This is a genomic window from Dyella lipolytica (assembly GCF_030160075.1).
Taxonomy (GTDB): domain Bacteria; phylum Pseudomonadota; class Gammaproteobacteria; order Xanthomonadales; family Rhodanobacteraceae; genus Dyella_B; species Dyella_B lipolytica.
In genome coordinates, this window is the sequence record NZ_BSNQ01000003.1 from 1,443,220 (window position 1) to 1,468,086 (window position 24,867).

23 protein-coding genes are annotated in these 24,867 nt (G+C 57.6%); 11 read left to right on the forward strand and 12 right to left on the reverse strand.

The genetic code is table 11. The features are described 5' to 3' along the window. Positions 1-387 precede the first annotated feature (387 nt). Entirely contained in the window at positions 388-1,740 is a 1,353-nt protein-coding gene (locus QQL64_RS07775) for a beta/alpha barrel domain-containing protein (RefSeq protein ID WP_284397833.1), read from the forward strand. Between the two features lie 22 nt (positions 1,741-1,762). After that, entirely contained in the window at positions 1,763-2,701 is a 939-nt protein-coding gene (locus tag QQL64_RS07780; protein ID WP_284397837.1) for a GGDEF domain-containing protein, read from the forward strand. A gap of 118 nt (positions 2,702-2,819) precedes the next feature. Here QQL64_RS07780 and QQL64_RS07785 read toward each other — a convergent pair whose 3' ends face one another. Further along, positions 2,820-3,389 (reverse strand): hypothetical protein, encoded by a 570-nt coding sequence (locus QQL64_RS07785; protein ID WP_284397839.1) that lies wholly within the window; start codon positions 3,387-3,389, stop codon positions 2,820-2,822. A gap of 105 nt (positions 3,390-3,494) precedes the next feature. Here QQL64_RS07785 and pdxR point away from each other — a divergent pair, with 105 nt between their 5' ends. Next, a complete protein-coding gene (gene pdxR / locus QQL64_RS07790) occupies positions 3,495-4,949 on the forward strand; it encodes a MocR-like pyridoxine biosynthesis transcription factor PdxR (protein ID WP_284397842.1) in 1,455 nt (484 codons plus the stop codon). A 12-nt stretch (positions 4,950-4,961) separates the two neighbouring features. Here pdxR and QQL64_RS07795 read toward each other — a convergent pair whose 3' ends face one another. Next, positions 4,962-5,606 (reverse strand): HD domain-containing protein, encoded by a 645-nt coding sequence (locus tag QQL64_RS07795; RefSeq protein WP_284397844.1) that lies wholly within the window; start codon positions 5,604-5,606, stop codon positions 4,962-4,964. 117 nt (positions 5,607-5,723) lie between these two features. On the opposite strand from QQL64_RS07795, the gene QQL64_RS07800 reads away from it, so the two are divergent. Further along, on the forward strand, positions 5,724-6,701 hold the full coding sequence (locus tag QQL64_RS07800; RefSeq protein ID WP_284397845.1) for a GlxA family transcriptional regulator: 978 nt from the start codon (positions 5,724-5,726) through the stop codon (positions 6,699-6,701). Between the two features lie 65 nt (positions 6,702-6,766). Here the strand turns inward: QQL64_RS07800 and QQL64_RS07805 are convergent, their stop codons facing one another. Both QQL64_RS07805 and QQL64_RS07810 read right to left on the reverse strand, forming a co-directional pair. Continuing rightward, complete coding sequence (locus QQL64_RS07805) at positions 6,767-7,459, reverse strand: DUF4386 domain-containing protein (protein WP_284397846.1); 693 nt, start codon at positions 7,457-7,459, stop codon at positions 6,767-6,769. Between the two features lie 227 nt (positions 7,460-7,686). Next, complete coding sequence (locus QQL64_RS07810; RefSeq protein ID WP_284397847.1) at positions 7,687-8,217, reverse strand: MarR family winged helix-turn-helix transcriptional regulator; 531 nt, start codon at positions 8,215-8,217, stop codon at positions 7,687-7,689. A 234-nt stretch (positions 8,218-8,451) separates the two neighbouring features. On the opposite strand from QQL64_RS07810, the gene QQL64_RS07815 reads away from it, so the two are divergent. The 4 genes from QQL64_RS07815 (at position 8,452) to QQL64_RS07830 (ending at position 13,379) form a co-directional block, all read left to right on the forward strand. Further along, entirely contained in the window at positions 8,452-10,014 is a 1,563-nt protein-coding gene (locus tag QQL64_RS07815; RefSeq protein ID WP_284397848.1) for a DHA2 family efflux MFS transporter permease subunit, read from the forward strand. Positions 10,015-10,119: 105 nt separating this feature from the next. Continuing rightward, a complete protein-coding gene (locus QQL64_RS07820) occupies positions 10,120-11,601 on the forward strand; it encodes an efflux transporter outer membrane subunit (RefSeq protein ID WP_284397850.1) in 1,482 nt (493 codons plus the stop codon). A gap of 10 nt (positions 11,602-11,611) precedes the next feature. Next, on the forward strand, positions 11,612-12,799 hold the full coding sequence (locus QQL64_RS07825; RefSeq protein WP_284397852.1) for an HlyD/EmrA/EmrK family protein: 1,188 nt from the start codon (positions 11,612-11,614) through the stop codon (positions 12,797-12,799). Positions 12,800-12,830: 31 nt separating this feature from the next. Then, positions 12,831-13,379, forward strand: coding sequence for a MarR family transcriptional regulator (locus QQL64_RS07830; protein ID WP_284397855.1), 549 nt, complete (start codon positions 12,831-12,833; stop codon positions 13,377-13,379). Positions 13,380-13,449: 70 nt separating this feature from the next. Here the strand turns inward: QQL64_RS07830 and QQL64_RS07835 are convergent, their stop codons facing one another. The 3 genes from QQL64_RS07835 to QQL64_RS07845 all read right to left on the reverse strand — a co-directional run bounded on the left by QQL64_RS07835 (position 13,450) and on the right by QQL64_RS07845 (position 15,935). Then, positions 13,450-14,358: a glycoside hydrolase family 18 protein gene (locus QQL64_RS07835; RefSeq protein ID WP_284397858.1), complete on the reverse strand. Its 909-nt coding sequence runs from the start codon at positions 14,356-14,358 to the stop codon at positions 13,450-13,452. Positions 14,359-14,753: 395 nt separating this feature from the next. Continuing rightward, entirely contained in the window at positions 14,754-15,176 is a 423-nt protein-coding gene (locus tag QQL64_RS07840; protein WP_284397860.1) for a DoxX family protein, read from the reverse strand. Positions 15,177-15,236: 60 nt separating this feature from the next. Beyond that, positions 15,237-15,935, reverse strand: a complete 699-nt coding sequence (locus QQL64_RS07845) for a pirin family protein (protein WP_284397863.1) — start codon at positions 15,933-15,935, stop codon at positions 15,237-15,239. Between the two features lie 181 nt (positions 15,936-16,116). Here QQL64_RS07845 and QQL64_RS07850 point away from each other — a divergent pair, with 181 nt between their 5' ends. Continuing rightward, positions 16,117-17,031 carry a LysR substrate-binding domain-containing protein gene (locus QQL64_RS07850; RefSeq protein WP_284397865.1) on the forward strand — a complete coding sequence of 305 codons (915 nt, stop codon included), beginning with the start codon at positions 16,117-16,119 and terminating at the stop codon, positions 17,029-17,031. 107 nt (positions 17,032-17,138) lie between these two features. Here QQL64_RS07850 and QQL64_RS07855 read toward each other — a convergent pair whose 3' ends face one another. Beyond that, positions 17,139-17,885 (reverse strand): isochorismatase family protein, encoded by a 747-nt coding sequence (locus QQL64_RS07855; protein ID WP_284397869.1) that lies wholly within the window; start codon positions 17,883-17,885, stop codon positions 17,139-17,141. 160 nt (positions 17,886-18,045) lie between these two features. On the opposite strand from QQL64_RS07855, the gene QQL64_RS07860 reads away from it, so the two are divergent. Then, complete coding sequence (locus QQL64_RS07860) at positions 18,046-18,960, forward strand: LysR substrate-binding domain-containing protein (protein ID WP_284397872.1); 915 nt, start codon at positions 18,046-18,048, stop codon at positions 18,958-18,960. A gap of 35 nt (positions 18,961-18,995) precedes the next feature. Here QQL64_RS07860 and QQL64_RS07865 read toward each other — a convergent pair whose 3' ends face one another. From QQL64_RS07865 to QQL64_RS07875, 3 genes are all read right to left on the reverse strand, one after another. After that, complete coding sequence (locus QQL64_RS07865; protein WP_284397875.1) at positions 18,996-19,403, reverse strand: VOC family protein; 408 nt, start codon at positions 19,401-19,403, stop codon at positions 18,996-18,998. A gap of 761 nt (positions 19,404-20,164) precedes the next feature. Beyond that, on the reverse strand, positions 20,165-20,605 hold the full coding sequence (locus tag QQL64_RS07870) for a DUF4265 domain-containing protein (RefSeq protein WP_284397879.1): 441 nt from the start codon (positions 20,603-20,605) through the stop codon (positions 20,165-20,167). Between the two features lie 311 nt (positions 20,606-20,916). Further along, positions 20,917-22,305: a DUF6438 domain-containing protein gene (locus tag QQL64_RS07875; protein ID WP_284397903.1), complete on the reverse strand. Its 1,389-nt coding sequence runs from the start codon at positions 22,303-22,305 to the stop codon at positions 20,917-20,919. Positions 22,306-22,458: 153 nt separating this feature from the next. Here QQL64_RS07875 and QQL64_RS07880 point away from each other — a divergent pair, with 153 nt between their 5' ends. Then, positions 22,459-23,982, forward strand: coding sequence for a glycosyltransferase family 39 protein (locus tag QQL64_RS07880; protein WP_284397906.1), 1,524 nt, complete (start codon positions 22,459-22,461; stop codon positions 23,980-23,982). Between the two features lie 152 nt (positions 23,983-24,134). On the opposite strand, the gene QQL64_RS07885 is transcribed toward QQL64_RS07880, so the two are convergent. Next, a complete protein-coding gene (locus tag QQL64_RS07885; protein WP_284397909.1) occupies positions 24,135-24,842 on the reverse strand; it encodes a hypothetical protein in 708 nt (235 codons plus the stop codon). Between the last annotated feature and the right edge of the window lie 25 nt (positions 24,843-24,867).

Sequence of the window (24,867 nt, forward strand, 5' to 3'; positions counted from 1 at the left end):
CCCTCGCGCCGATGAGTCGCTATGGCAACGGAACCCACGTTGATAAACACCCTGGTTTTTCCCGGTCGGCCTATCCATTTGCGTTGATTTCATCGGCGAAATGGCCTCCGAACTAGCTCCTTGGGGTACATAAGCAATTTACGGGCCGGAACGAGCCAGCCCCTCGCAAGAAGCCCGCCTCGCCGTTTTTAGCCACAAGCACAAAGACACCCAAACGCTTGGGCACGACAGTTGCATAGCCTTCCCGGTTCGGATGGATGAACGCCCGTCATGCGGGAGTTAGCGCTTTCGCTTACCGTAGGTGCTTGTTGCTTCGGATGGGCGCTGAACGGCCCAGACCGGCCATGACCCATCCACGGTTTCGCTGTGCAACAAATCGGGGGATTCATGTCGTTGACGCAAGCGCTGGAAAACGCCCACGCCATTCTGGCGGCGGCCGATGCCAAAGTGGAGAAACTCCGCAACATCGAGCCTTATCTCATCGATCTTTCGCTGCGGGAAAACCCCGTCGGCTCCAACATCGGACAGACGCTGCAAGACAAGCTATCCATCCTGCCCAAACTGCGCGAGTTCGGCTTCAAGAACATCTCACTGGGCACACTCGATTACGCGATGCCGGATGAACTCGAAGTCGACGACGACTTCATGATGCATCTGCGCGATCACCACGTGGACATGACCGGATGCTTTGCGTTCACTGCGCTGGGCATCGAAGCGAAGGACGGCACGTTCACGCCCGACCCCTCGCAGCTGAAGCTGGCATCGTATGGCGTACCCAACACCGTGCACGAGATTTATCTCAGCGAGATCGGCATGCAAGGCCTGTACGACCTGGAAACGCTGCGTCGCAGTTTGCCGGCCAGCGTGCGCTGGCTGCACGAGCACATGCGCGGCGACAACGGTGCGCCACCGCGCATTCTTATCAACATCGTCGACGGTTGCGACGCGTTTTCGCAAAACCTGGAAGCTACCTGCTCCATCCTCAGCCTGTTGGCCGAATTGCCGATCGAAGGCATCACCATCGAGGACGACCGCGGTACGTACCTGCCCTTTCAGGTCGGCGCCTACATCGCGGTGATTCGTCAATTCCTGCCACCGCCATTCAAAGTGCTGGTACACATCCATGCCGGCGCAGGCTTCGAAAACGCGTCGGTGATCGAAGCGCTGCTCAACGGCGCGGATGGCATTTGGGCCGGCCTGCCCAAGCGTGCAGCGATCATCGGCCATGCATCGATCGGCGAGCTCATCGCGAATCTGGCGCGCGTGGGCAATCCGCACGTGCAAAGTTACCGCCTCGATCAACTGTTGCCGCTGGCCACCGGCTTCCAGCAATTGGACGACATGGGCCCCGTAGCCAACGACCTACCGATCTTGGGTCATAACGCTTATCGACTGACGCTGACCTCGTTCCGCCAGTTGGAAGACCGCTTTATGGATCTGGTGCCGGAAACCATCGGCGGAAAATACAGTTACCGCGTATGCCCCGTGGTGAGCGATCTGCCCGTGATCGCGGGTCGCCTTGCGGAAATCACCGGGAAGCCGGCCAAGCATTTTCACGATGATGTGACGCGACAGATGGTGCGCCTGATACGACGCGACCTGCGCGGCGGCTTGCGCTTCGATTACGACGAGCCCGAGCAACTGCTGAAACTGTACGAGCGCGCCAAGGGGTTCTTCCCGCATCCTGGTTCGTCGGCCAGCGAAGCTCATCTCGCCACACAAACGCAACGCTCGTCTTAACCCTCATATCGGAACCAAAACGATGGCGATCAGCGATAGCAAACTGGAATCGGAAAGCTCCGTCTACAAAACCCTGCTCGAATCGACGCGCGCCATTCCCTGGCGAATCGACTGGGCCACGATGCAGTTCGCCTACATCGGTCCGCAGATCGAAGAACTACTGGGCTGGGACCAGTCCAGCTGGGTGACCGTGCAAGACTGGGCCGACCGCATGCACCCGGAAGACCGCGATTGGGCGGTGAACTTCTGCGTAGCTCAATCCAAGGCCGGCGTCGATCATGAAGCCGACTATCGCGCGCTGAAAAAGAATGGCGACTACGTTTGGATCCGCGACGTGGTGCACGTGGTGCGCAACGACGATGGCTCCGTCGACTCGCTGATCGGCTTTATGTTCGACATCAGCGAACGCAAACGCACCGAAGAACAACTCGCCGCCCTGCGCCGCGAGCTGGAAGAACTCTCCTTCAAAGACGGGCTTACCGGTGTCGCCAACCGCCGCCGTTTCGATGTGGTAATGGAAACCGAGTGGGCCAACGCCTGCCGCAACAAGCAGCCTATTTCCCTGCTGATGCTCGATATCGACTGCTTCAAGCAATACAACGACCACTACGGCCACCTGGAAGGCGATCAATGCCTGAAACGCGTCGCCAAATTGCTGGGATTGGCCGCCACCCGTCCACGCGATTTCGTGGCGCGTTTCGGCGGCGAAGAATTCATCTTGGTGCTGCCCGACACCAACGAAACCGAGGCCTACAAAATCGCCTCGCGCTGCCGTGAGCTGATCGCCAACGAACACATCCCGCACGAAGGCTCCGACATCAGCAAATACCTCACCGCCAGCATCGGCCTCAGCACCCTCATACCCGAATGCGCCGATGAAGCAACACCGATTATCGAGCAGACGGACCGGCGAATGTATCAGGCCAAGCAGCGTGGTAGGAACACCATCGTCAACGATTGACCGACTACGCGGGTGATTTGATCGATGTAGCCCAGATTGCCACTTTTTTAAGGCCCACCTAATGGCGGGCCTTTTCTTTTGTCTTATTTGATATCCGACAGAGACCCGTACCTGCTCACTACTCTCGTGTAAGCGTTGCCTTGAAGTTTGGCTCCCAAGTCTTACCGCCGTCATCCGAGAATGACTGTTCAAATTGGTGCGACGTCGGAGTGATGTCTGACCAGACTTGTCGAACCATGATGGTTCTGCCTTTGAACGTCTCCTGATCATAGAATTCTCCGCGCCCATTTTTGAATTCACCAAACATGGGGCGAGCTATGACGCCGTCGCCAACGGCTGCCGCGTTGAGGCTCCACTGATGAGTCTCCGGGTTGTATAGAAACAGCAGCAGGTCTTCAATGTGGCCTGAGGGGCAATCGGCCTCGAGTTCCTCGATCTGCGCGCGCCCATCCCAAACTTTACGCGCCACCAGACTGCCTTCGCACTTCGTCCATGTCGTAGAACCCGTCAGCGGATGCTGAAGATGGGATATGTTACTTTTCCAGCTTCCAAGGTGGAAATCGAAATCATGTTGCCCATCTCGTTCTACAGGAGATGCTGCAACCGCCTGAAGAGGCTGCAAGGCGACTATCGAGCCGCACATAACCGCGAAGACCATCGCGCATGTAACAGGAGTTTTGAAGAACATTCCGCACCTCATGTGATTAGAGCGTCGAGCGGCCATGCTACAGATCTGCGGATAGCATTCCAGGACCGTATTGAATAGATAAAACGGACCGATATCAGGAGATATATGTCACGCCGCTCACGAGGCGCCTTACTGCCGCCGGTGCCCGCCAGTCAGCCACGACGCGCCGATGTCTACCTCGCATTACGCAATGCCATGCTGCAAGGTCTGCTTGCGCCTGGCGAACGTATGCCATCCAGTCGCAAAGCAGCGGCCGACTATGGCGTCTCCCGCGGTTTGCTGGAGGAGGTGTACTCCCAACTCGTGGAGGAAGGTTTGCTGGAGCGCATCTTGGGGCGCGGCACATTCATAGCCGGCCAAGTAGCAGGGCCGACAAGCACTGCTCGGGTTGGAAAAGCGCCCTACCCCGAGTTATCCGCCTCGACGCGCGGGATCAAACTGGCAGGTAACCTCGCCTGTCGCGTAGCGCAAGAATTCAAGCCATTCAACGCCGGCGTCGCGGACACCGCCGAGTTTCCTTGGCCGATCTGGCAGCGGATACAGACGCGCGCCGCCCGCGACCTCAAGCGTGCGGACATGAACTTCACCGACCCGCGCGGTCTGCCGGCACTGCGTAGCTCGCTCGCGCACCATCTTGCGCAGCTGCGTGGCGTGCGCTGCACAGCGGAACAAGTGATCATCTTCAACAGTATCCAACAAGCCATGTACTTGCTGGCTCTGCTACTCACGAACCCTGGCGATGCGACGTGGATGGAAGATCCCGCTTACCCAGGCGCGCGTGCCGCACTGGAACTTGCAGGATCTGCCATCGTACCGATACCCGTAGATCGGGAGGGCTTGCAGGTAGAAGTGGGATTACAACGTGCACCGAACGCGCGGTTAGCCTATGTCACACCGTCACACCAGTTTCCGACCGGTGTCGCCTTGAGCATGGAGCGCCGCATCGCGCTGCTGGATTGGGCGAAAAAACATGACGCCTGGGTATTGGAAGACGACTACGATGGCGAGTTCGGGTATGTGGGCCAACCCGTGACACCGCTGCATTCGCTGGACCAGCATGCCCGAGTGCTCTACCTCGGCACACTCAGTAAATCCATGTTCGTGTCGCTGCGTCTCGCATTTGCCGTGGTGCCGGAAGCCATGGTGGAGCAGCTCGCCAACATCCGTACTCAGCTCGACGCCTTCAGTGCGCCACTGATACAACTCGCCATGAGTCGGTTCATGGATGAAGGGCATTTTTCGACCCACGTGCGCCGCATGCGCGGCGTGTACGCCGAAAAATGTGCCTTCCTCGCAGAAGGGTTAGCGCCGCTCGCCAACTGCGGCTGGACTTGGGAAGTCAACACGGTGGGAGTGCAACTTATGCTGCGCCACCCGGATGCGTTGGAAGTGCAACGCACGGTGAAAGCCAGCGGCTTGGCGCTCCACTCGCTCAATTCCTATCGGCACACACCCGCCGACGACGATGGTTTGTTGTTGCGCTTTGGCGGGCTTAGTATTCCCGCCATACGTTCTGGCGTTGAACGATTGGTGTCAGCTGCGCGGGCATCCCATCGTTGACCGCGCCCTGCACTATCCAGCCCAATGCGAGCAGCGAATAACGCTGCAGAAATTGCCGCGCTTAAACTGTGGATCCTTATCGGCCAATACATCGGCCTTCACATTGCCGAACGTCGTATCCGGTTTGTGCTCAATGCCGTCGTAGAAGGCTTGGATAATGTCTTCTTTGAAATGCGCCGGACGAGGGTACGTCTGGACGATGGCGTCGCGCTCGGCATCGGAGTATTGGCTGTACGTCAATCCCAGAACGTCCATCTCGACACCCGCCGTAACAAGCGCAACAACGGGCTGCATGTATTGCGGAATGCCCGGTGTCGTGTGGAGGGCGATCGCCGTCCATACCGTGTCGATGTCTGCCTGGGAAATTCCATGACTCCGCAGGAAGCTGGCGGCGGCATTGGCGCCATCCACTTCGAACCGATCCTTGACGCTGCTGTACTTGGGCGTCAGCCCCATGTCGTGGAACATCGCACCCACATACAGCAGTTCCGCATCGAAGCTATGGCCTCGCTGCTTGCCGGCCAAGGCGCCGAAGTAATAAACGCGGCTGGAATGATTGAATAGCAGCTCCGATTCGGTATCACGGACAAGCTCCGTGACTTCGCGCGCCAGCTTGCTGTCGGGAATGCAGACACCATTGATGGATAAAAAGCTCATGAGAATGACCTCTCCGTTGGGGACGTCTCATGCTAGGCTTCTCATCCTGATGTCCTCAAATGGCGTTTCACGTAAATTTCTGCCATTTGATGCAACGAACGGACATGGAGCAAAACCATGGCAAATACACCTCGCATTATCGCCATCCTGGCCGTGCCCGGAGTCCAGCTTTTGGACGTTGCAGGCCCGCTTGATGTGTTTGCCGAGGCCAACGTACAAGCCGGCAAGGAAATGTATGCCCCTATGGTGGTCGGCTCCCGCCCCGGCCCGATTCGCAGCTCGTCGGGTGTGCGGCTGATTCCCGACCTGATCATTGGAAAACCCGGTACCGAAACGATCCACACGCTTCTGGTGGCTGGCTCGCCACACGCTGCAGACCTCAAGCCGACACCGGCCGTCGCGCGTTGGGTAACGGATCGCGCACGCCGCGCCAAGCGCTATGGCTCGATTTGCAGTGGTGCATTTTTGCTTGGCGCGTGTGGGCTATTGGATGGTCGGCGCGTCACCACACACTGGGCTGTTGCAGAAACCCTGTCCGACACGTTTCCCGCCGTCACCGTGGAAGCAGACGCCTTGTATGTCGCCGATGGTCGCCTGCGCACCGCGGCGGGGGTGACTGCGGGACTGGACCTGGCATTGGCGCTGGTCACCGAAGATCTCGGCAAAGATGTGTCCATGCGTGTCGCCAGCCAACTGGTGATGTATTTCAAACGTCCCGGTGGGCAGATGCAATTCAGCCGTCATGGCGAGGCAGCGCCAGCGGGTCGTTCAGCGCTACAGGGTTTGCAGCGCTGGGTCGCTGCTCATCTGGCAGAGGACCACAGCGTGCCGCTCATGGCCGAACGTATGCACCTGAGTCCTCGCCATTTCGCTCGCTTGTTTCGCAGCGAAGTAGGCGTATCGCCCGCGGCATGGGTCGAGGCTACACGCGTCGAAGCGGCCCGACGCCTGCTGGAAAGCGGACATTACGCTCCCAAGCAGGTCGCCGCCGAATGTGGATTCAGTAACGGAGATCACCTGCGACGCGCGTTCATGCACTACGTCGGCGTCTCCCCTGCCGACTATCGCAAACGACACGGCGGCGCGCACGACTGATTTCGCGAGACGCGAACAACTCACCCTTCGAGCTGAAATCGCTAGGGATCTAAGTGAAAACGTGGTCAGGTTGCTTTTTCGAAGCCCAACGTCAATTCCTTTCTTTCTTCCCACCTTGCAACGTCGACGCCCTTCACCAACAACCACGTCATGAGCGAAAGTCCCGCGATAAGCATGGGCAGAAGCAAGAGGTCCGATGCGTAGGAAGGCCCCAAGACCAGTAGGAAATTTTTGGCGATAAATCCGAAACCGGCCAACACCCATAGAACCCCAAGAGTTCTTGGCAGGTAGCCGGAGCGAAAGATAAGGTACCCGCGCAGAACAGCGGCGGTTCCGTAGAACACCATGAATATCTCCGCGCCATAGGCATAAAGCTGCAGCGACAGTAGTGCCAGAGCATTCAACTGGTCAGGTGAGAACACCTTGAGATAGTCATGATTTGCCAGTACGAGTGGTGCCGCGATGTAAAAAAGCTCGGCGACTCCGTACAGCGCAGTGGAGATAATTCCAAAAAGTACGGCAAGCAGCGCAATATTCTTTTGGACGGGCTTGAGCAGCACGTAGAAGATCAAGGTGAGCCCGACATCGCAGAGCGCTTCCACCAGATAGCTGGCAAAGCCCAACCGGAACAGCATGTGGAACGATGCGATATTTCCCGCTGTAGCGGTGGCGTCGGATGACACGATTAGCTTGGACGGCACATACATCTCGCCGAAAATGCCTGCCAGCATGGATACCAACATGAGCACGCCCGCCATGCGTGCGTACGTCTGGACGGATACCGATCGCTTCGAAGCCCTTGCGCGGTCTTCCTTCGCGGTAGATAGGGTACTCACTCTAGAGATTCCTCTATGTTGAGAGTCGCGCCCAGAGCCTAGTTACGGAGAGAGTCGACTGCGTCGAGCTGATTTCCGAGTGCCGGAAGTATGCCTATGCCATGAGTCAGTCGATCCTGCAACAAAGATATTCGAAAGGCAGTCAGGTTTTAGTTCTTTTCGTTGGAAACCTTGACGAAGCCATCGCGCATACGCCGCAACAGCCGTTGAATCAAATCCAGTTCGTCTTGCGAGAAGTCGCCAAATGCCTTCTCCAGCCTGTGCGCATTCAACTCCATCGCGCTCGTGATAACTGTCTTGCCTTTCTCCGTAAGCGTCGCAAGTAACCGACGCCTGTCTTTCTCATCGCCGATCGATTGCACCAGGCCTTCTTGTTCAAGTGAAAACATCAACGCGGAAACCGTGGCGCGCTTGACCTGCAGAACCGCAATGATTTCCTGATGCGGAACGAGACGATCGCCTGCACCCCATAGCAATGCGAGCGTCTGAAATCGCGCAGGTGACCCTGCAGTGCCTTCCAGCCATTCGTTCAACACGTTGTTGATCTGCTGGCCCGCCGATTTGAGGGTGAAGACCGTTTCCAAGCGCTGTGCGGCCGCCAGCGGAAACCGGCGCAGGTAGGCCTCGCGCAGATAGGGGATGGGAAAGCTCTGTTCGCTGGTCGAATCGCGGTCTGCCAAGGGATTTTCTCCGGTCAAAACTATCTGTGACTGGATTGTATGTTACATGACAATCCATCTCAAGAACAATCACCTCAATAAAAACAAGTACATAGAATTTAATATGTCGACTAACTGTCTACCTCTTGACTTGTTCGTTGACTAACATTATTGTCTGCCTCCAGACAAATCTTGAATGCGGACCCTGACCCGCCAAGCGCTGCATTGACGCCTACATCGCCGTACCGGACTCCCATGAACGCATCCACCTCCCCTGCTGTACCGGCCCCCCTAACGGGTCTCCGGTTTGCACTCGGCGCCTTCGCCGTTGCCCTCGCCACGTTTATGAACGTGCTCGACTCCTCCATCGCCAACGTCGCCATTCCCACGCTGTCTGGCGATCTTGGCGTGTCGGTGGACGAAGGAACGTGGGTGATCACTGTGTTCTCCGCCGCCAACGCGGTGGCGATCCCGCTCACCGGCTGGCTCACCCAACGCATCGGTCAGGTCAGACTGTTCGTCGGAGCGATTCTGCTGTTCGTGATTTCCTCTGCGTTGTGCGGCATAGCCCCCAACCTCACAGTGTTGTTGGCGGCCCGCGTGCTACAGGGCGTGGCAGCCGGCCCGCTGATCCCGTTGTCGCAAGCGCTGCTGCTCACCACGTTTCCAAAAGAGAAAGGCGGCAGCGCGTTGTCGTTGTGGGCCATGACGGCAACAGTCGGCCCCATCGCCGGCCCGGCTTTGGGCGGCTGGATCACCGATAGGTATAGCTGGTCGTGGATCTTCTACATCAACGTACCGGTAGGCATATTCGCTGCCGCTGTCGTGTGGATGGTTTATCGCGATCGTGAAACGCCCACGCGCCGTTTGCCGATTGATACGGTTGGGCTGGTAGCCCTGATCGGCTGGGTCGCTGCGCTGCAGATCATGCTCGACAAAGGCAAAGATCTGGATTGGTTCAACTCACCGGTGATCTGTGCGCTGGGCGTGTTTGCACTGATCGGCTTTGCGTTCTTCGTGATCTGGGAGCTAACCGAAGAGAAGCCGATCGTCGATTTACGACTATTCGCCGTACGCAACTTCCGCGGCGGCACCATTGCGATCTCGGTCGCCTACGCGATCTTCTTCGCCAACCTGGTGCTTCTGCCGCAATGGATTCAGGAGTACCTGGGCTACCGCGCCGTCGATGCGGGATTGGTGACTGCTCCGCTTGGCATTTTCGCCGTGATCCTTGCTCCCGTCATGGGCAAGGTCATGATGAAGACCGATGCGCGCATATTGGCGACGCTGGCGTTCGTCGGGTTCGCTGCTGTCTTCTTCATGCGCTCGGTGTACACCACCGACATAGATCAATACACCTTGATCTTGCCAACGCTGCTGCAGGGTATTCCGACCGCTCTGTTCTTCGTGCCGTTGACGGCGATAATCCTGTCGGGCCTGACACCCGACAAGATTCCCTCCGCTGCAGGCTTATCGAACTTCGTGCGCGTCTTCGCGGGTGCCGTTGGAACATCCTTGCTGGCTACCGGCTGGAACGACCGCACGATCCTGCATCACGCACGACTGACCGAACAGGCCAACAGCTACAACCCCATCTTCACAGACTCGATCGCACAAACGCAGTCGGCGCTCCAGATCGGTGCCTCCCGTGCACTCGCCTTCATCGAGAACGGATTGGATGCACAAGCGGCCATGCTCGGTCTCAACGACATCTTCTGGCTGTCCGCCGTCATCTTCGTGGTGATCATTCCGCTGATTTGGATGACTCATCCAAGCAAGGATGCGGCAGCTAGCGCGACGACGGCTGGCGGTCACTGATGCTTTGTCTTCGACGGTGCCGATACCAACGACTAACGCTCTTGAGACCGAAGCGCTTGCGCGCTCCTTTCGATAACCCACACCTCACTTACCGAGACTAAGACCATGCGTGTTCAACTCATTGCAGCAGCGGTCGGAATGACCCTCGCACTGGCAGGATGCGCCAGCACCGGCGGCCTGCATCCGAACGGCGCGCCCATCAACCCCGACTCTCTCGCGGTCACGCGCACCCTCGCGAACGTAAAGGTGTCGCCCGCCGCATGGCCTCAAGCCGATTGGTGGACCTCATTGGGCGACAGCCAGCTCAATGCACTGATTGCCGAAGCCTTGCACGACAACCCCAGCCTTGCGGAAGCCGACGCACGGGCGCGCCAAGCACAATCCGAAGCGTCGGAAGCCGATGCCGACCGCAAACCGGAAGTAGACGTCGCAGGAAGCGTCGCCGAAGCGCGCCTGCCGAAAACGTTACCGATTGGCAACGGCCATAACGGCGCCGCTAAGTACGTCACTGCCAGTTTCAAATGGGATCTGGATCTTTGGGGCGGCGAACGCGCGGCATGGGAGGCCGCTCTCGGACAACAGCGCGCTGCCGAAGTCGACGCACATGCGGCGCGTATAGAACTCTCCACGAACGTCGCTCGCGCCTATGTGCAACTCGGCTACGCCTACGCTCTACAAGATGTCGCATCGGCGGAGCTGGAGCGTGCGACGGACGTGCAAAAGCTGACGCAGCAACGCGTTGCCGCTGGCATCGATAGTCAAGTGCAGCTCAAGCAGAGCGATTCGGAAGTCGCCAGTGCGCAGGGTCAAAAGGCACAGGCGGATCGCGCGATCGACGCAGAACGCTCCGCGCTATCCGTGCTGTTGGGCAAAGGTCCTGATCGTGGCTTGACGATCGCTCGCCCACAGCTGTTGCCACCCGATGCCCTGAGTGTGCCGTCCAATCTTCCCGTCGAGCTGTTGGGCCATCGCGCCGACCTGGTCGCCGCGCGGTGGCGCGTGGAAGCGGCCGACAAGAGCATCGACGCAGCCAAGACCCAGTTCCTTCCCAACGTCAACATTACCGCGATGGCAGGCCTGGTCGCACTCGGCGGCGGCAATCTCTTCCAGGCGAAGTCCCGCATCTACGACGTGGCCCCGGCGATCAGCCTGCCCATCTTTGATGGGGGTCGCCGCCGTGCGGACTTGAACGGCAAGGACGCGCAATATGATCTCGCCGTGGCGCAGTACAACGATACGCTCGTGCGTGCAGTCAACGAGGTATGCGACGACAACGATGCACTCGCTTCGTTGCAGGTGCAGATCGACGCACAGCAACGCGCACTCGATGCGGCCAACGACGCTTGGACACTAGCCGAACAACGCTACAAAGCCGGCATCGGCAGCTATCTGGAAGCCCTCAGCGTGCGCCAGGAGTTGCTGATCGCCCAAGAGCGCATGGCGAGCTTGCATGCCGAGCAAACCGACTACTCGGTGCAAATCATTCAAGCGCTCGGTGGCGGTTATCGCCCAAGCGAGCCCGCTCCTAACGTGTCGACGATCGCTGCCGATGCGAACTCTTCTTCCCTTATTCATCATCGCTCTTGAGGCAGCCATCATGTCTACTGAAATCTCTTCGGCTCCTAACGAAGCCGCGCAACCCAACAAAAAACGTCGTAGCTTCATGCTGCGGATCCTAAGTGCATGTGTCCTCGTTGGCGCCGTGGCTTTTGGCACGTGGTACGTGCTGGAAAGCCGCTGGTACGAACATACCGACGACGCCTACGTCAACGGCAACGTCGTGCAAATTACACCGCAGATCACAGGTACCGTGGTGAGCATCGGTGCCGACGATGGCGATTTCGTAAAGCAAGGCGACGTGTTGGTCACGCTTGACAAGGCAGACGCGGATGTCGCCCTGCAGAATGCCACAGCAAACCTCGCGAACACTGTGCGTAAGGTGCGCGGCCTGTATAGCACCGTGTCAGGTGCGCAGGCCGATGTGGCAGTACGGCAGGTCGCGGTGCAGAAGGCAAAGGCCGACTACGAGCGTCGCGTTAGCTTGGCCAAGTCTGGCGCGATCTCCGCGGAAGAACTCTCGCACGCACAAGACGCCTTGACCGCGGCCGAGAGCTCGCTCACGACAGCCGAGCAGCAACTGCAGACCAACAAGGTGTTGGTGGACGACACCGTCGTCGCGTCGCATCCGGATGTCAAAGCCGCCGCCTCTCAATATCGTGCTGCCTACCTCAGTGAAGTCCGCACGACCATGGTGGCACCGGTAACGGGCTATGTAGCCAAACGCAGCGTACAGGTCGGCCAACGCGTGCAGCCCGGGGCAACTCTGATGGCTGTGGTACCGCTGCACAAAGTATGGATCGACGCCAACTTCAAAGAAACACAACTCACTCACATGCGCATCGGCCAACCGGTGGAAGTGACCTCCGACGTCTATGGTCACGCGGTCAAGTACAGCGGCAAGGTCCTGGAACTCGGCGTGGGCACGGGCGGCGCCTTCTCGCTGCTACCTGCGCAAAATGCGACCGGCAACTGGATCAAGATCGTGCAGCGCATTCCCGTGCGCGTGGTGTTCACCGACCCTCAGCAGCTGGACCAACATCCGCTACGTATCGGCATGTCTTTGAACACGACCGTGGACTTGCACGATGGGAGCGGCCCGATGCTTGCCAAGAACGTGCCGACGCAGCCCGCTTTTAGTACGGATGTCTATCAGCAGCAGTTAGCCCACGCTGACGAACAGGTCGCCCAGATTATTCACAAAAATATGGCCGGTAGCGCGAAGTAGATACGCGCTTAACCTTCCGCGCGGAGTAACTATGATCAAGCACGCGACGCACGATTCTAGACGGCAAAAAGCGCGCGCGACGCTCGCTTCGCACCAGCCCACGGGCGTGAGCACGCAAACGGCGACAGAAACAATCTACAAGATGGCAGAAGTCGCCAGAACATTGAAAAGCGCGACCCATGTGATGGAAAAGTTGGCGCACCTTGCTTCAGGAACGAACGAGCATCTGTCGCTGTTGCATTGGCTCGTTCTCGTTCGCCTTTCAGGTGCGCCGACGTGCAAGCAGATGGAGCTCAAATCCGACACGAAGATCGCCGCCGCGTATTTGACGAGATTGCTCGATGATCTAACACGGGGAGGTCTGGTGCGTCGGCATCGCTCATCGTCGGACCGCCGACAAATACTCCTTGCGCTGACAGAGCGCGGAAAGAGTGCAGCGTTTGAGCTGTTGGCCTCGTTGAACGATGCTATCCGGCCGTCCCAACTCGACGCCATCGAACACCTGGGTTCATCGCTCGAACAGTTTGTAGCGCTCGCGGCCGGAGAAGGATGGTTCGGGAATGGCCCATCTCCGCGATGATCGGAGATGGGCGTCTACAACCTACTGACTAGGGCGGCGAAGTGATGCCCCCCTATTCTTGGCGCTTCGCTCAGTAGCGAGTAAGTGCCGGCATCGGGATGGGAATGTCGTAGGTCTTGGCGCCTACTCCCACACCACTAGTACAGGCGTTCGGCGGGTCGGTCGTCACGTTGCGCGACGACGGTGCCTCGGCAGCCCAGAACATGTAACCGAGCATGCCCGGCGTGGTGCCGCCACCGTTGGGTGCGACGGTCTGCACGAAGGTATCCGTGCTTAGCTCGAGCGACGTGCCGAAGCTGATACATTCGGGGATCGGTTTCGTGCTGTCGGTGATGTACAAGCTGCCGGTAAAGCGCGCCGGCGCCAACGGCGGAATCGGCGGCGCATACTGCGGCTCGCCGTTGATATGTTCGCTCCAATTCGCTTCGGCGGCCGACGCGCTAGGTTGTTTGGACGGCACCATCGCATTGGCATAGTCGAGTGTTGGCGTCGTGCCACTCAACAAGGGCGCGGCCCACGTGGCCATGGCACCCAGATAGCGATCACCTGCACCCAGATCCACGGTCAGGCGCGCGGCGGGGTTGGCACCGGTCATGTCGACCGGGTTGACTGACCGGTATGCGTTGACGAAGGCAGTCAGACCCGCCGTGTTCGGCGTGCCGTTCTCATAGTCGATCTCGACGCCAACGCCCAAGCTCTTGGCAAGATTGGCGGCATTGATACCCAACTGGGTCGGGTTGCTCGCCAGCGCGGAATCCCAATTGCTTGTGTAAGTGATTCCGCCGATCGAGACCATCACCCGCACGCCCTTGGACGTGAAGTACTGCACGATCGCCGGCGTTATGCCGACGGGAAAGCTGTCGTTGTTCAACACCACCAATGGGTCTGCGAATGCCAATACCACTAGATTGACCGAAGGAAGGCCGGAGCCGTCGCCGCGATTGATCAGCCAATTGTTGTTAGTGTCGAAGTCCGTCATGTTGCGCACGGTGCTCCATGCGCAACCGTCGTTAGAGCATAACCAGGCGCCATAGACAGATATCGGCGTAGCCTGGACGCTTCCGGTACTTGCAATCCCTACGAGCAGCAAACAGAGCGCGGCAAGGAATCGACTTACCATGGCAGTCTCCTTCGCAAGTGGCATGACGGCTGTCATGCCCTGGTCAGGCTTCTACAAGCCGAAGGAGTGAATGTAAACAAGCATTCGTTATGGGCTTTGGCGAATAGGCTGTCATTGCCTCAGCCCGTGATGCAAAGCGCATTTCCCTCGCCAAGTATCTGTGAAATGCGATAACTGTTAGGTGTCGAAGCAATCAAAGAAGAGGCGATCACCTACCCTAACGGGCAAATGACCGCCTCGGTACACCCACACTCTTAAGCATTAGCTACAGACACCTTGTGCGTGCTCGTGCGTGCGATACGGTTGTCCAGGCTAAAAGCGCCCGCACCGAAATACGTGATCTGCAAAAGACCGCCAGCCATCATCACGTTCTTAAGAAAGTGAATCATCTGGTTTTGATCGGCAAAGTTGTGGTGGAAGAAAACCGCCGTAGCAAGAGAGAACGCCGCCAAGGCCAGGGATGCTGAGCGGGCGCGAAAGCCCGACAACAACAGAAGACCACCGCCAATTTCAAAAATCACCGAAATAGCAAATGCGAGCGGTGGCGCAGGCAGACCGACTGCAGTGATATAGCCCACTGTCGCAGCGTAAGCGCCGAGTTTGCTCAAACCACTCATGAGGAATGGGAAACCAAGCAAGATGCGACCTAGTACCGGAAGAAATGTATAACGTTCCATAAAAACCTCCTGACAAGAAATGTCTAGATAAAATGACAAGGTGGAGTCGGAAAAAATGGCTCAGCCGGTGTCCACCATCACCAGCTCGGAATCTTCGAACGCAACGATCTCAACGTTCGTCACATGCGTGATCGCAACGCCATCCAGCGCATTCATGGGTTCGCCATTGACGGCGACCTTTCCCGATGCCACGACCAGATACGCAGAACGCGACGGCGCCAATACGTGATGGATTTGCTCGCCCGCCTTCAGCGTTACGGCTAGCACTCGCGCATCTGCGCGAATAGGGAGCGCGCCATCGTCATCTGAAAAGCCGCTGGCAAGCACGACAAAGCGGCCGGAGCGATCGTCCTTCGGAAACTTTCTCGTATTCCACTGCGGCTCGCCACCAGCCGTGCGCGGCTGCAACCAAATCTGATAAAGCTTGAGCGGCTCATCGCCCTTGTTGAATTCAGCGTGGCGTATGCCTGTGCCGGCACTCATCGCTTGGACATCGCCCGCATGGATCTGCCCTTCCGATCCCAGACTGTCCCGGTGTCCGAGCACGCCCTGTCGGACGTACGTAATGATTTCCATGTCTTTGTGCCCATGGAACGGGAATCCGCCGCCAACGGCTATCTCGTCATCGTTCCACACGACCAGATTCCCAACGGGTTCGTGCTCCGGATTTCCGCCATCGAAAACCGTGAAGTGGTGCTTCGCGCGCAACCAGCCGAAGTCGGCATGGCCCAATGATTCCCAGCGTCGGTGTGTAAGCATCTTCAAGTCCTCTCGGCCGCCGCCCCGGTATGGGACGGCTACCCAATCAGGAACCCGGCTTGCTTAGGGGTGATTTGGGCCTTGGAAGAATGCTAAACGGGCAACAATCCTAGGCATATCTCCTAGTTTGCAAAGGATCATTGCCACTGGTAGAACGATAGGCGCACACCGGAGCCTACCGATGAACCAGATCACGGACCTCAATAATCTTCGGCTTTTCGCGGAAGTGATCGAGCACGGGAGTTTTACGGCAGCTGCTCGCAGTCTTGGCGTGCAAACCTCAAAGCTCAGCCGGCGGATTCGCGCACTGGAAGAGGAACTCGGCGTGCGCCTGCTAAATCGAACGAGTCGAACTCTGTCGCTAACGGAGACGGGCAGACAGTTCTATCAACATTGCGCTGCCTTAGTCGCCGAATCGGTAGCCGCCAAAGATATCGTCGATCAGACGCGAACCACGCCGCAGGGCATCGTTCGCATGAGCTGCCCGGTTGCGCTTATGACTGCGGGTGTGGCCGCCATCATCTCCCGATATGTTCAGGACAACCCGCAAGTTCAAGTACTTCTCGATGCGACCAATCGCCGTGTAGATGTGATTGAAGAAGGATTGGACTTCGCCATTCGAGTGAGACTTCCGCCGCTGGAAAATACCGACCTTGCCTTCCGGCAACTCGGCGTGTCCGTGCAGATTCTGGTTGCCAGCCCGGCATTGATCGCTCGCCACCCTGCTCCCAGTTCCATGGAATCCTTAAGCGATTGGCCCACCCTTGCCATGTCCAGCAACAACGAAAGGTTTGTATGGAACTTGGTAGACAGCAAGGGCGTGGTGACATCCTGGGTCCATCAACCGCGACTGGCGACGGATGACTTGGCCAGCTTGCGCGTTGCGGCGATGCAAGGCACGGGGATTGCGTTACTGCCAAAGGAGCTTGTCGATGCCGATATCAAGGCCGGTCGGTTACGACACCTTCTTCCGGATATGGCCACGACACCAGGACTTGTGCACGCGATCTTCCCTTCCCGAAGAGGCATGGTTCCCGCCGTCCGTCACCTGCTGGACGCTCTTGTTGCGGGATTCGAAGAGATGAGTCGCCAATGACGCCTGCGCGCCACTCGATCCGCTGACGCGAAGAACGAAAGGGAGGGCGATCGCGACGATTGCGTATCGCCCTCTTCGACAACAACACCGCAGCTAAGCGCTGTGGACTACTTACCGTATGCCTTGGCAACCTGACCCACGAGCACGGCCCACGGCATGTCCATCGCGCCGTATACAGGACCCGCTTCTGGGCGTGCATTGTCTTTGAGTATCTCGACCAAGAGCGTGCCGTAATCGGAAAGGATCACACCCGCCTGCTGCATGCGAAGCAGGCCCGCCTGGCGCTTGGTTTCGCTGAAGGTTCCAGAGGCATCAACCGCCACATACGACTCATAGCCTTTGCTAATGGCGGTCATGGCGGGAAACGCTGCACAAACCTCAAGCGAGATACCAGCAAAGATCAACTTCCTGCGGCCAGTCGCTTCGATCGCGGCGGCGACGCGATGGTCATCCCACGCATTCACAGAAGAGCGATCGATGATTTGGATGCCTGGCAATGCCTCGACGAGTTCCGGGAAGGTCGGGCCCCACATGCTGTCACGTGCGGTCGTGGTAACGACGATGGGCAGCTTCAGGATGCGAGCTGCTTTCGCGAGCGCCACGACGTTGTGCTTGAGTTCGCCGGTGGAGTAATCACGAACGCCGGTCATGAGGCCAACCTGGTGGTCGACCAGGACAAGGGCCGCGTTGTCCTGCGTGAGAGGGGTATAGGTCATGAATTGATCGGACATGGCAGTTCCTGCTTTCGTCTTACGAGGTGATTGACCTGCAGCGGCCGCCAGAGATGGCGCGGCTGCCACAGCGGCTGCGGCCGCGCCGAGACCGGTCTGCTGAAGAAACGAACGTCGATCCATGGTGGGCTCCATCGAGATAAGTCCCGGAGGCCACCGCGGCCGCGCGAATGGACAGCGACAGAGCGCTTCTCGACATCGCCAAAGCTAAGGGGCGTACCATCGTCTGAGAAGTTGTGAAAACTCGGACGTATCATCCGATCAGTCGAACGATGGGGGCGCCATGCTGGACCTGAATGACTTCTACTACTTCGTCCAAGTCGTCGACCGCGGTGGATTTACGTCCGCGGGGCGGATCTTGCGGGTGCCCAAATCAACTCTCAGCGGTCGAATACAGCGGCTTGAGAGCGATCTTGGGGTTCGCCTCCTGAATCGAACATCCCGCCGCTTCGGCATGACCGACGTTGGCGAGGAGTTCTATCAACACGCCGTCGGTATGCTCCAGCGTGCGGAGCAAGCCGAGAGTGTCATTCGCCAACGACTGTCTGAGCCGTCGGGCACGATCCGCTTTACCACCGCGGTCATCACGGCACAATTCGCGATGCGGAAGATGGTCAGTGACTTCATTGCGAAGCACCCGAAGGTCAACCTCGTCGAGCACGCTACCGATCGGAACGTCGACATCGTAGGCGAAAATTTCGACGTGGCCATTCGCGCCCACGAGGCTCCCTTACCGGATTCGAGTCTCGTTCAACACACCCTCGCACCCGTGCCCTGGTATCTGTTTGCCGGCACGGACTATCTCAGTCGCGTCGGTACTCCAACGACGCCGCAGGAACTAGCCCAACATGCATCCCTGTTTATGATGCGAAACGGTATAGCGCTCGCGTGGCACCTGAGCCGCCCCGTGCGCGGTGCACGGGAAGAGCTGACACTTCCGCTCACCCCTCGCCTGCTAGGCGACGACATCATTTCCCTGAAACAGGCCGCGCTCGATGGTTTGGGCATTGTTGCGCTGCCCGGATATACCTGCCGCGACGAAGTTCGATCGGGCGAAATGACTCGCGTACTCCCGGACTGGCAAGCAGGTGACTCCACCATCACCGCCCTGATTCCCAACCGACACGGCCTGCTGCCAGCTGTCCGTGCTTTTCTAGATCACCTTGTAGCGGAATTTCCCAAGGCGGTAACTCTTTAGGCTTGAGCAAACATCGATACGTCGGAAGAATGATTCTAGCCTTGTGCGATTTCGTCGTAGCCCTTGCCAAGAAACTGCACCAGACAGAATCCGTGACCGAACGGGTCAGCTAAAAGAGCTAGCTTGCCCCACTTGGATGTTTGAATCGGCTGCTCCAACGTTGCACCCGCCGAGATGGCCCTTTGCAATGCCGCGTCGATATCAGGCACTACAAAGTCCAGGTGAACTGGGCACCAATGACGCTCATACGTGCGCTTCTGACTCGTGGAGGCGGAAGGTGTGCTGCCTTCGGCCTTGACCAGGAGATAGATCGCAGACGAAGCGCCGAGCAACTCGACGCCGTCTGCTCCGAAGTGACGACCCACTGTGAGGTCAAACGCGCCGCAGTAGAAGGAAATGGCACTGGCGAGATCGTTTACGTCGATGTTCACCAACAACTGCATCGGAGGCTCCTTGCGTCACCTAACGCCTCAGTTGATGCGCCGCGCGAGGCGCTGGGTTGTTGCGGTGATACGCCGCGGTCGCGTTGAACGCCACGTTAGTTTCCTACTGTTGACAAGAGGGCGGCGACATCCGCTTCAGACAAGTAGCGACTGAGAGGGGGCGCCGGACTTGGCGCGTAGAAGTGCACCATGGCCGTACCATCCTTCGACTCAAACAGATCAAGGTTGCTCTGTTGGTTGTTTGGTTCACGCATGACGATCCTCATCGTCATTGGCGTAGAAGGCATTCCCATCAAGTCTCGCCAGCCCGCGTCGTGCGCTTTAATCCAACTCGACAACCGCGCCACCTCCTGCGGCCTCAACGATCGGATGGGAACATTCGGGCCATATACCGCTGCAGTCGCAACGTCGGGAATGGCGATGATGTGGTAGCACCCAGTTAGACCAAGCACCAGCATAACGATGAGGGCAATTCGCACTACGACTCGCATGATGATCCCTTCCCTGCTTTTTGCACGGCAAGTTAGCAACGTTCTTAGATCAACATACAACGAATAGGCCTAGCGTTCAGGTGCCAACAATTGTTTCGGGCACGACTCATCGTTCGACATTTGATTTGTTAGGTCTGCTTTGGGTTGCAGGTTCAACCGGTCGGTGCACAAAAGGGGTCAGAGCACTTTTCCATAGAAGCGGAAGTAGAAAAAGTGCTCTGACCCCCTTTTTTTCCTGGACCCTTTTTTCTGCAGGTACTGCCCGTGTGCTTACTGTCTTAAAATCGGCTCTTCGTAATCAATGCTTCCCGCATCGGTCTCAAGCGCAAGATAGGCTTGTACATCAGAGAGCTTGATGTTGCCTGGGATACTGACCGCCAGAAGATTGTACTTTTCAAAATACTCTACTTCGCACCCATGGCCACTGAGTGCCTTGGCGATCCTTGGCTGGCATTCACGGTCAAAAAAAACAACACGCACCAATGAATTGGATGAGCTTTGGGTTAAACCAGCAAACCACAGATTTCCGCCATCTTCGTACGCACTGACCGTGTCCCCCACGGTGGCGCCTCGGAAAAAAAATGGGATGTTATCGAGAACGTATTCGCCCGATTTCGTACCCTTTGTTGCCCAAACAGATTCCACGGCAACTTCGGGGTAGCCGTCTTCGTCTTGTTCCAGCCGAAAATGTATCTTCACCTGTTCAGTCATTTTTATTTATTCGATTTGTCTAGATTGCAATCACGGCAGAGCACCTGACCAAAAAAAGGGTCAGAAAAAAAAAGGGATCGGAGCACTTTTTCTACTTCCACTTCTATAGAAAAGTACTCTGACCCCTTTTTTTTCTTTTACATTTGCGACAGGCAACACACCAATCGTCTTCCTTTCTGGTCTTTGCCAAACCTTTCTCAATTTCATGAATGCTCAGCAAAACCCGCCTTTTAATGAGCATCTCCAGAAATAAAAAAACTGAGCAAAAAAAGGAATTTTCCATTAGGAAACGCGCCACCTATTCGCGCACGTCAACGCCGGTATGCCTCGGGGTGATCCGCCAGCCACTTCGCAACTCGTGGCATCTTGCGGATTGCCGCTTGCTGGACCAACGTCGCTCCGTCCTCATAGTGCCCTGCAGGACTTGCCCCGGCTTGCAGCAGGCGCAGAACGATCGCATCGGTCCAACTGCCGAAAACCACGCTTTCCCCCTTATTGGATTTAATGGTGGCGTCTGCTCCGTTGGCCAGCAACAGATTGAGTAGGTCCAGATCCTCGACCTCGTAAAGCGGAGTATGGCCCTCGCTGTCACGATGATTGGGGTTCGCGCCATGAGCCAGCAACCGCTGCGCGGTCTGCACCCTAGCGTCTTTATTCGAGCCACACGTATAGGTGTCGCCCAGTACGTTGAGCGCTGTGCGTCCTTGTACGTCCTGCCAATCTGTCCCGGGAATGCTTCGCTCCACGGCATCTATGTTGATACCTGCGGCAGCCACCGCGTCGACCAGCTCCGGCGAGCAGCCCGCGGCCTGCTCAGCAAACGCTTCCTCCGCTTTATCCTTACCCCAGCGAGCAAGCCAGCCGTTCACGGCCAAACGTTCAAACACTCGCACATGTCCTCGGCGGAACGTTGCCTGGATCAGCAGGATACCGGCCGGCTCTGGTTCACCCGCGACCTTGCGTGGCACCGGACTGTCGTCGACGGGAAGGTTCAGGCTCGCACCTCGATCGAGGAGTGCGAGCACCATCGCTTCGTCGGCGCTGCCCCGTTCGCCAGCAACAGCAAGTTCGCTTGCCTGCACTGAACGAAAATCGAAGCCTTGCCGGTCCAACCATGGAATGAGTGCGGCATTGCCTTCCACCCAGCGTGCCGTTCCAGCCACGCGATCGATGGCATCTTCCAAGTTTCGCACCGATTGAGGCATGCCGACTTCAGTGCCCACGTAATCGATCACCTGCTTATGCCGACCACCAACCACGAGCGTGATGATTTGCGTGGGGCTGTCCGTAACTCTTGCCGCATAGCGATCCTTCAGTTGCCAAAAGCCTGCACGCTGGAATTGCGCGATCAGTTCCGCCACGTTTTGGGGAGGGACGCTGTCCTCATGGGTACCTGGCAGCAGCACGCCCTGTGATCGGGCGAATTGACGGAATACAACGTCAGAGCCGCTGACCGCCTCTACCTCCGTGCTGAAACGCACTCGTCCGTCACCGTGGATCACCACAGTGTAATTAGGACATTCGCCATAGCAGGCCGAGCGAGTCAGGCTAATCGTTGTGTCGTTAGGCGCGATAGGTTCCGGGGCTGCAGTATGAGCGTCGGTCGAGAGCGCCGAAATGAAAGCAAACGCTACCGTCAGGAACTGTTTGTGGAAACCTTGATCAAAGATCTTCTTCCGTGAGCACGCGCGGCTATCCATACCCTCTCCAATCGTATGACCAACTGCGACCGTGGACTATGTCCGCTTTGGGTCCAAACCGGACATTGGTTATCTTAGGAGAGTACAAGAATCACCGCCCGGGGAGCCGGATAGGCATGGGGCGAACAGTCAACCTGTTTCAAGGATGCGTCCATGACTACGACCGGTGTTCCAGTTCAGAACGCTGTGCCAGGCTACCGAGGGAGTGTCGTGCCGGTGCTCGTCATAGCTGTGCTCTTCGGCGCAGCCCACATGTTGACCAACGGGCAGTACGGTTTTCACCGTGACGAATGGCAATTCCTGAGTGATGCACAGCATCTGGATTGGGGCTTTGTACCTTACCCGCCCCTGACCGCTGCACTGGAGCACTTGGGCCTCAAGATGTTCGGTCTGTCACTCGTGGGCTTGCGAGTGTTTTCGGTGTTCGCACAAATCCTGGTGATTGTCGCCAGCGGTCTTATGGCTCGCGATCTGGGCGGCGGCCGGTTGGCGCAGACCTTTACGGCCATCGCGGTAGCGCTGTCGCCCGTGCCGATGTTCGAGGCGACGGAATTCCAGTATTCCTCATTCGATCTATTGTGGTGGGTGCTTATCGCCTGGTGTGTGATTCGTCTGATGCGAGACGATGAGCCACGCTGGTGGGTGGCGATTGGCATACTCGCCGGCCTTGGCCTGCAAACCAAGTATTCGATGGCATTCGAACTCGCTGGCGTGCTGGTGGGTGTGCTGCTCACCGACGCGCGGCGATATGTCATGAATGGTTGGTTCTGGGCCGGCGGCGCCATCGCGCTACTTGTGTTTGCCCCCAACCTCGTTTGGCTCGTCAGGCACGACTTCGTTTCCTACCATTTCCTGCAAGCGATCCACGCGCGTGACGTAAGCGAGGGGCGCGCGGATGGCTTTCTGCGTGATCAATTCCTAGTGAACGCCAACCTGTTCGCAGCGCCTGTATGGCTGGCGGGTTTGTTCGCCTACTGCAAAGACCGCCGCTATCGCATGCTTGCCTGGATGTATGTGGTACCGCTCCTGCTGTTCCTGTTTGCAAAGGGACGCTTCTATTACACCTGTGGCGCTTACCCGATGCTGCTGGCCATGGGAGCCGTCGTGGGAGAGCGATGGTTGCGCACCCTGCGTCTCGCTTGGCGTGTTGGGATTACTACACTGATGTTTACCGGCGTCTTTGCCATCGGCATCTATGCGGCGCTTAACATCGTACCCATCGCATCGAGCGGCCCGCTGCGAGACTTTGCCCTCAAACACAATGGCGACCTCCGCGAAGAAATCGGCTGGGACGAAATCGTTGCGCAAGTGGCTGTCATTCGTGATGCCTTGCCTGCGGAACAGCAAGCCAACCTGGGCATTGCCGTGGGTAACTATGGCGAGTACGGCGCTATTGCCCTACTGGGTCAGCACTACCACCTGCCCGCACCGATCAGCACGATCAATTCCGGATGGCTGCGCGGCTATCCGCAGACGCCACCCACCACATTTATCGTGCTAGGTAGTTCACACGAACGCGCCGATGAGCTTTTCAGCGATTGCCGCCTTGCTGGCCACACGGCTAACGCATTGGGAGTGGTCAATGAGGAAAGCCGGGATCACCCCGATATCTTTGTGTGCGGCCCTACGCGCAAGCCATTGAGCGAGCTTTGGAAGCACGGGGCGGAATTTGGGTGAGTTGTCACATGAACTGGAGGATGCCTGAAGGGATGCGCGCTGTTAGCGATGTCGGCTATGGGTCGAAAGCGGACATCGCTAGCTACCCCCCATCTATCCGAGAATTTCGCCCTCTATATGCGCACTCTCCTAGACATCATGTTAGGTGCAAACTAAGTCGATTGCAGTGATTTGAGGATGGCGAGAATCGCCTGTTCGCTTGCCGCCAACTCGGTTGGATCCTTTGTTTTAGCGTGCCGGGCAAGCTGATTGAAAAGCTCGACGAAATCTGCTGCTCGCGTGCCAGAAGAAGGCGACCAGGTCATGGCGCAGCTTTTTGGCGACGCGTGAAAGAAGTAAGTGGTTCCATCGAGCCCTTGCGGCATGACTGCCTGAGCGTGATTGATATCGCTGCTTAGCACCTGCGGTAATCGTTGTGCTATCTCGCTTGAAACGCGGGAATGGTAAACGGTTGGTACGCCACGTGGATCGAACTTAGGAGGCGGAGTACGTCCTATGTCGTACAGAGGGAAGTTCAACTCGAAATAGTAAAGGTCTTGGCCAACGAGCCGAACGGCCACCGGCGAAAAAAAAGAAGGCATTACATAAATAGATACGGTGGGAGGCCCGGGCAGATACTTTTGCAGCCACCCATCAATATCACTCGATTCATACACGCACGGCGTCAAGCCCTTAGCATACTTAGCTGCAATCCTTTGAACCTCACGATCAGCTCGCTGAGCCTCGCGATCGGCCAGCGCCTTACGCATCAATGGAAAAAGGGACACGCTGATCGCGACAAGTACAACAGCGAAAATGAAAAGCGCCGTCATGGCGATCCTACGCTTATCGAGTCTTGTAACGAGATTGCCGGCGTTCATATGTAAAAGCTCATTGTTTGCATTC

What these genes read in the sequence shown, in the direction of transcription:
- QQL64_RS07775 (WP_284397833.1), top strand. Translation starts at nt 388, where the DNA reads ATGTCGTTGACGCAAGCGCTGGAAAACGCCCACGCCATTCTGGCGGCG.
- QQL64_RS07780 (WP_284397837.1), top strand. Translation starts at nt 1,763, where the DNA reads ATGGCGATCAGCGATAGCAAACTGGAATCGGAAAGCTCCGTCTACAAA.
- QQL64_RS07785 (WP_284397839.1), bottom strand. Translation starts at nt 3,389, where the DNA reads ATGTTCTTCAAAACTCCTGTTACATGCGCGATGGTCTTCGCGGTTATG.
- pdxR (WP_284397842.1), top strand. Translation starts at nt 3,495, where the DNA reads ATGTCACGCCGCTCACGAGGCGCCTTACTGCCGCCGGTGCCCGCCAGT.
- QQL64_RS07795 (WP_284397844.1), bottom strand. Translation starts at nt 5,606, where the DNA reads ATGAGCTTTTTATCCATCAATGGTGTCTGCATTCCCGACAGCAAGCTG.
- QQL64_RS07800 (WP_284397845.1), top strand. Translation starts at nt 5,724, where the DNA reads ATGGCAAATACACCTCGCATTATCGCCATCCTGGCCGTGCCCGGAGTC.
- QQL64_RS07805 (WP_284397846.1), bottom strand. Translation starts at nt 7,459, where the DNA reads ATGGCGGGCGTGCTCATGTTGGTATCCATGCTGGCAGGCATTTTCGGC.
- QQL64_RS07815 (WP_284397848.1), top strand. Translation starts at nt 8,452, where the DNA reads ATGAACGCATCCACCTCCCCTGCTGTACCGGCCCCCCTAACGGGTCTC.
- QQL64_RS07820 (WP_284397850.1), top strand. Translation starts at nt 10,120, where the DNA reads ATGCGTGTTCAACTCATTGCAGCAGCGGTCGGAATGACCCTCGCACTG.
- QQL64_RS07825 (WP_284397852.1), top strand. Translation starts at nt 11,612, where the DNA reads ATGTCTACTGAAATCTCTTCGGCTCCTAACGAAGCCGCGCAACCCAAC.
- QQL64_RS07830 (WP_284397855.1), top strand. Translation starts at nt 12,831, where the DNA reads ATGATCAAGCACGCGACGCACGATTCTAGACGGCAAAAAGCGCGCGCG.
- QQL64_RS07835 (WP_284397858.1), bottom strand. Translation starts at nt 14,358, where the DNA reads ATGACGGACTTCGACACTAACAACAATTGGCTGATCAATCGCGGCGAC.
- QQL64_RS07840 (WP_284397860.1), bottom strand. Translation starts at nt 15,176, where the DNA reads ATGGAACGTTATACATTTCTTCCGGTACTAGGTCGCATCTTGCTTGGT.
- QQL64_RS07845 (WP_284397863.1), bottom strand. Translation starts at nt 15,935, where the DNA reads ATGCTTACACACCGACGCTGGGAATCATTGGGCCATGCCGACTTCGGC.
- QQL64_RS07850 (WP_284397865.1), top strand. Translation starts at nt 16,117, where the DNA reads ATGAACCAGATCACGGACCTCAATAATCTTCGGCTTTTCGCGGAAGTG.
- QQL64_RS07855 (WP_284397869.1), bottom strand. Translation starts at nt 17,885, where the DNA reads ATGGATCGACGTTCGTTTCTTCAGCAGACCGGTCTCGGCGCGGCCGCA.
- QQL64_RS07860 (WP_284397872.1), top strand. Translation starts at nt 18,046, where the DNA reads ATGCTGGACCTGAATGACTTCTACTACTTCGTCCAAGTCGTCGACCGC.
- QQL64_RS07865 (WP_284397875.1), bottom strand. Translation starts at nt 19,403, where the DNA reads ATGCAGTTGTTGGTGAACATCGACGTAAACGATCTCGCCAGTGCCATT.
- QQL64_RS07870 (WP_284397879.1), bottom strand. Translation starts at nt 20,605, where the DNA reads ATGACTGAACAGGTGAAGATACATTTTCGGCTGGAACAAGACGAAGAC.
- QQL64_RS07875 (WP_284397903.1), bottom strand. Translation starts at nt 22,305, where the DNA reads ATGGATAGCCGCGCGTGCTCACGGAAGAAGATCTTTGATCAAGGTTTC.
- QQL64_RS07880 (WP_284397906.1), top strand. Translation starts at nt 22,459, where the DNA reads ATGACTACGACCGGTGTTCCAGTTCAGAACGCTGTGCCAGGCTACCGA.
- QQL64_RS07885 (WP_284397909.1), bottom strand. Translation starts at nt 24,842, where the DNA reads ATGAACGCCGGCAATCTCGTTACAAGACTCGATAAGCGTAGGATCGCC.